The sequence below is a fragment of the Spirillospora sp. NPDC048819 genome, assembly GCF_040650055.1.
Lineage (GTDB): Bacteria > Actinomycetota > Actinomycetes > Streptosporangiales > Streptosporangiaceae > Spirillospora.
The window spans coordinates 1-1,389 of sequence record NZ_JBEZGN010000104.1 but is presented as its reverse complement, the minus strand read 5'-3'; the positions used below and the strand labels follow the sequence as shown (position 1 = coordinate 1,389).

Sequence of the window (1,389 nt, the reverse complement as noted above, 5' to 3'; positions counted from 1 at the left end):
TGTCAATCCCCTGAAAGTGTGGAGACTGGTTATGCCACCTTGGCCCCGGCGTAGTGGGCTGTCGTGGCCCTCCTCTTCTCGGTGATCTGCTGCTCGAACACCACCGGCGGTAGCCCGTCGTTGGCGCTGTGCCGACGGCGGACGTTGTAGAACCCGGTGATCCAGGTCGCGATCTTCAACCGGGCCTCGGCCCTGGTCGCGAACCGGTGCCGGTGGACGTACTCGACCTTCAGCGTGGAGTTGAACGCCTCGGCCGGTGCGTTGTCGAGCGCGCAGCCGACCCTGCCCATCGACTGGGTCACGCCCAGCCGGCGGCAGACGGCCTGGTGACGGGACGCGGTGTACTCGCTGCCGCGGTCGGAGTGGAAGATCACCCCGTCCACATCGCCGCCGCGAGTGGCCACCGCCATCTGCAGCGACGCGATCGTCAGGTCCGCGTCATGGTGCGGCGACATCGCGAACCCCAGCAGCCGGCGGGCGAACATGTCCTCCACCGTGGCCAGATACAGCGGCCCTTCATCGGTGTCGATCTGCGTCACGTCCCCGACCCACAGCAGGTCGGGGGCCACAGCGTTGAAGTTGCGGCGTACCAGGTCCGGGGCCGCCTGCCGCCTGCCCTGCCGGGTCAGCGACCGGCGCCTGCGCGGACCGGGCCGTCCGGCCAGGCCGAGCTCGGCCATCCGCGCCGCCACCGTGTTCTCCGACACCCGCCACCCCTGTTCACGCAGGTCGTCGGTGATCCGCGGGGACCCGTAGGTGCCACCGGACGCCTCGAAGGACCGGCGGACCGCAGTGTCCAGCTCGGTCCGCCGACGCTGCCGCCCGGTCGGCGCCTGGACCCCGATGCGCTGTCTCCACTTGTAGAACCAGGACTGCGAGACACCCAGCGCCCTGCAGGCCACCGCGTGGGGAACATCGTGGCTGGTCTTCTGGTCGGCGATGAAGGCCGCCACGCTCACCGGCCCTCCGCCTCCTTCACCCAGAGGACCACTGATCGCTTGAGGACATCACGCTCCATCTCCAGCTGAGCGCGCTCGGCCTCCCACGCGGCCTTCTCCTCGGCATGCCGCCGGGCCATCTCGGCCTTCTGCCGGCGCAGCCGCGCCAGCTCCTCGCGCTCGGACTCGCTCAGCCCCGAGCCCTTGGACGACTTGGACAGAGTGCCGCCTCCGTTCCCGCCAGAACCGGCCAGCCGATCCTTCTTCACCCAGTTGTGCAGCGTGTACTGGTTGATTCCCAGATCACGCGCCACCTGCGCGACTGGCCTGCCGGTCTCCTGCACGATGCGCACCGCTCCGGCCCGGAACTCCGGATCGAACGAGCGTCTCTCGGTATCCAACGACCCAACCTTCTCCCAGGTTCGGTCTCCACGATCTCAGGGGAAGCGCA

General features: G+C 69.0%; 2 protein-coding genes. Both read right to left on the bottom strand.

The annotated features are described in order from the left end of the window. Nucleotides 1-29: 29 nt before the first annotated feature. Entirely contained in the window at nt 30-959 is a 930-nt protein-coding gene (locus AB0C35_RS46020; protein ID WP_358471022.1) for an IS3 family transposase, read from the bottom strand. Beyond that, entirely contained in the window at nt 956-1,339 is a 384-nt protein-coding gene (locus tag AB0C35_RS46015; RefSeq protein WP_358471019.1) for a transposase, read from the bottom strand. Before AB0C35_RS46015 ends, AB0C35_RS46020 begins: the two co-directional genes overlap by 4 nt. Nucleotides 1,340-1,389: the final 50 nt, after the last annotated feature.